Raw genomic sequence first — 3858 nt, 5'->3', positions numbered from 1 at the left:
GCTCACTTCGTCCGTCCCGCGCATCGTCACCCTCACTGCCGCTACCGTGCCAGAAGTGAATCATGTTCTCGCAACCGCGTCGAGACCGGCCTTTTTCAGCAGCCTGCTAGAGGGTCAACCAGCTTCGAAGGGCTAATTCAGCGACCCACCCAGAAGAACGCTTGCAATCCACGACCGGCCGATTAAGGCCTTCCACACCTCGTTCCGACAAGTCTGATTGCAGTGTAACCCGCTTAGGATGACGGGACGACCCAATCAAAGTCCGTGCGTGCTAAACCCTATGTGGTATCGCCTTTCGACTTGGACCTGAGAGACGCGGCCGACTGGTTGAACAGGACCGTGTTGTTGTCGGCGCGGTGTTGCCCCCGGTTCTGCTCCGACTTGTGCAGATCGATGGCGCGCTGCACCGCTGGACGCGCCTTGATCCGTGCGCGCCAGTCGGCCACGCGGGGGAAATCCGCAAGCGAGGCGCCAAGCGGTTTGGCAATGAACGCCCACGGAAAGGCCAGCATGTCGGCGATGGAATACTCCCCGAGGATGTATTGGCGATCCTCAAGGCGGTTCTCCAACACACCGAGGTTGCGGTCGTATTCGCCCAGATACCGGTTGAAGCCGTAGTCGCGCGCATCCTCTGGCGCATAATTACGGAAATGGCTCAGTTGCCCGGCCATGGGCCCCTGATTGCCTACCTGCCAGAAGAGCCATTCCATCAAGTCCTTGCGCGCGCGCAGGTCGCCCTGCGGCGGCGCGAACTGTCCGGTCTTGTCGGCGATGTAGAGCAGGATCGCGCCAGATTCGAAAACGGTCACAGGGGCGTCGCCCCAGGCGGCATCCGGTGCATGATCGACAATGGCCGGCATCTTGGCGTTGGGGCTGATCGACAAGAAGTCGGGCGAGAACTGATCGCCTTCGCTTAGCCGCATCAGAATGGGCCGATAGTCGAAACCGGTCTCCTCAAGCATGATGGCGGCCTTCCACCCGTTTGGCGTGGGGGCAAAGTAGAGATCGATCATTGGGTGCCGTCCTGCGTGTCTGTGGCGATGCCTTGTGCGATCATGTCGGAAATCGTATCCGTGTCATAGCCGACCTGCGCGAGCACCGCCCGCGTGTCTTCCCCCAGTCGGCGCGCAGGTTTCGGGGCCTCGGGCGGCGTGGCCGAAAACCGGGCCGGTGTTCGGGCCTGACGGATCCGGCCTGCCTGGGGGTGGTCCTGTTCGATCACCGTTTCATTGGCCTGAACCTGCGGGTGTGAATAGACTTGGTCGCGCGTCAGCACCGGCGCACAGGGCACGTCATGCGCGCTTAGACGCTGCATCCAGTTGTCGGTGGTATCGTCGTGCAGCGCCTCCTGTGTCAGTTCCAGACGGGCGGGTTTGTTGTCCTCTCGCGCGGCAACAGTGGCAAAGCGCGGGTCTTCCAACCAGTCGGGCCGGGCCACGGCTGCCGATAGGCCCGCCCAAGTGCTGTCGGTATGCGCAGAGACCGCCATCCAGCCATCGGCGGTCTGATAGATGAGCTCGACAAAGCTCTGCGCGTCATCGCCCTTCGTGGGTTCCAGCTCATCCCCCACGAATGTGTATCCCGCCATGTCAGAGCTCCACAGGAATGCCAGCACGGTGTCCAGCATGGAAATCTGCACATGGCTGCCTTCGCCCGTCCGGGCGCGGGCCAGCAGTGCGGCGGTGATCGCCTGAGCGGTCTGGATCGCAGTCAGCTTGTCGGGCAGGATCGTTCTGACCAGCCGGGGACGCGCGGCGTCCGCGCCGCCCTGCACGCTTGCCAGACCCGACAGCGCCTGGATCAGCGGATCGTAGACGGGTTTGCGCGCCCAGTCGCCCGCAAAGCCGAAGCCGGCAATGGAGGTGTAGATGATGTCGGGCCGGGCCGCGCGCACTGCCGCCTCTCCCAGTCCGATCCTCTCGGCCACGCCGGGGCGAAAGTTCTGCACGAACACGTCCGCGGTTTCGCAAAGCCGCAGCGCGGCTTTGAGGCCACGCGGATCCTTCAGGTTCAGCGTGACCGACTTCTTGCCGCGATTGTTGTTGAGGAAGGAGGCCGCAAACCCGCCGCGCCGCCCCGTGACCTGCCGGCTGTGATCACCGCCGCCGGGATGCTCGATCTTGATGACCTCAGCCCCCTGATCGGCCAGCGTCATGGTGGCCAGAGGGCCGGAGATCATCGTGGTCAGGTCGATGACCCGAAATCCGTGCAATGGGCCTGGCATTTGGTCGACCTCCGGTCTGGAAAAACTTGTGTAAGGGACGCCAACTCAGGGTGAGCGGGCCAAGTCCTTTGGTCACCTTCTACCCAAACTGTGGGGGAATTGCAGGCTAGTTTCGCATCGGAATGCCGTCTTCCCAGCGAAAGCCGACACCTCCGCCCTGCCAGACACCCTCGCCAATCGGATTAGCCCAGATACGACGCCCCGAGAGAACCGGCAGGAACCGCTCGTTCGCCGCAGGTGTGATCGTCCTCGCAGCCGACATACAAAGCGATATCGATGGAAATCGGTGGTAGTGCGGTCGAGACAATGTACTACCGTGGGGGCGCCGGTGTCAGGTTATGCTGCGTTGACATACACTTTCCAAAGACCCAACCTAATATTTGCTATAGGTGCAAACCCGCTTCGTGAAAACGACTTACTTCAATTAAGTCATCCTTGGTGGCTCCATTTCAATGAAAGTATTTTAAATTGGCCAAAATAAGCAATCTGATACGCTTGTCAGACGAGTATGGAATTGACCCCAAGAAACTCGAAAATTTTGGGACTCTAAACCCAACATTAGCAGCAGACATTCTTGTCTTCGTTGATCCATTATTGCTTCGAAAATCGAAGAACGCGATCTTCTCGAAAGATGCCGCGGACGCCTTTGATACATACTTCGAGCAGGTTATCAAGCTGATTTCTTACATAAAAAGCGAAGGTGACAAACCTTGGAAGGCGGCGTTCAAGAAGCTGTCCTTCCCTGAATATGGATGGACCAAGCTCGGATATGGTGGCGACCGAGGCGCAGGTTCTGGCGAGAAAACCACTGAAGCTCTTCTCGCCTCCGCAATAGAAGTCATTGGCATTGGGGTGCAAGACTCAGACCTTTTTACCGCACTTTCAGTTTTTGAAGAGGGCATAGGCCCAGACCGAATTAGCGATATGACGTGCCATATCATTTCTGTGCAGATTGTGAAATTCAACGAGGAGTTGGCTAGAGCGTTGGGTGTCAATACCAAGAGCTATGACATAAAACTAAAGAATGGCGGTAACATTTCTGGCACATTAATACCAAATCCTTACCTCACAGAAGACGGCCCTATCTTGCTAGTTCCAAAGGACATTCTACGGGACCTTCCCCTTTCGGCAGACTGGTCGGACGTCAGCAAGGCCATCAAGGACAACGACGAACACCGAGAAGTACTGAGTTATCACATCGCGAACCTCTGGCAGCAAAAAACAAAACAGCAAAAAGCTGAAACTAAAGAGTACTATACCCAAGATAAAGAACGCTTTCATGAATTTCTAAAGCTTCTTCGCCTTGCAGCAGATGCGCCCTATGACTTTGGAACCGATCCCAAGGGAGAGTTGTTCTGGCGTCAACTGGCGCACAAACTGATTGAGTTGAAACCATTCGAGGAATGGGCCCCCAAGAAGACCGGGCCGGAGAAACTGCGGGAATGTGCTGACACCTGCATCGAAAACGTTCGTTTCTTGTTTGAGAAGAGGCGCTACGCCTCAGAACTGTACGCAAAAGGGAAGCTTAGCAGGCTGCTGAAAAAGGCCGGTCTCGACGCGGTTGCGAGAACATGATTCACTTCTGGCACGGTAGCGGCAGTGAGGGTGACGATGCGCGGGACGGACGAAGTGAG

At 57.6% G+C, this 3858-nt stretch carries 4 protein-coding genes; 1 reads left to right on the top strand and 3 read right to left on the bottom strand.

What is annotated here, in order from left to right; translation table 11 throughout:
- Positions 1-278 precede the first annotated feature (278 nt).
- The 3 genes from V8352_RS21445 to V8352_RS21435 form a co-directional block, all read right to left on the bottom strand.
- Entirely contained in the window at positions 279-1013 is a 735-nt protein-coding gene (locus V8352_RS21445; RefSeq protein ID WP_336426291.1) for a glutathione binding-like protein, read from the bottom strand.
- Entirely contained in the window at positions 1010-2224 is a 1215-nt protein-coding gene (locus tag V8352_RS21440; RefSeq protein ID WP_336426290.1) for a CaiB/BaiF CoA transferase family protein, read from the bottom strand. The genes V8352_RS21445 and V8352_RS21440 overlap by 4 nt, the downstream gene beginning before the upstream one ends.
- Positions 2225-2330: 106 nt before the next feature.
- The gene (locus V8352_RS21435; protein ID WP_336426289.1) at positions 2331-2486 is read right to left on the bottom strand and encodes a hypothetical protein; all 156 of its coding nucleotides are present in this window, start codon (positions 2484-2486) and stop codon (positions 2331-2333) included.
- A gap of 233 nt (positions 2487-2719) precedes the next feature.
- On the opposite strand from V8352_RS21435, the gene V8352_RS21430 reads away from it, so the two are divergent.
- Positions 2720-3799 carry a hypothetical protein gene (locus V8352_RS21430; protein ID WP_336426288.1) on the top strand — a complete coding sequence of 360 codons (1080 nt, stop codon included), beginning with the start codon at positions 2720-2722 and terminating at the stop codon, positions 3797-3799.
- Positions 3800-3858: the final 59 nt, after the last annotated feature.

Source organism: Roseovarius sp. D0-M9 (genome assembly GCF_037083805.1).
GTDB lineage: Bacteria > Pseudomonadota > Alphaproteobacteria > Rhodobacterales > Rhodobacteraceae > Roseovarius.
Note: the sequence above shows the minus strand (reverse complement) of the source record. Positions and strands in the feature narration are given on the sequence as shown.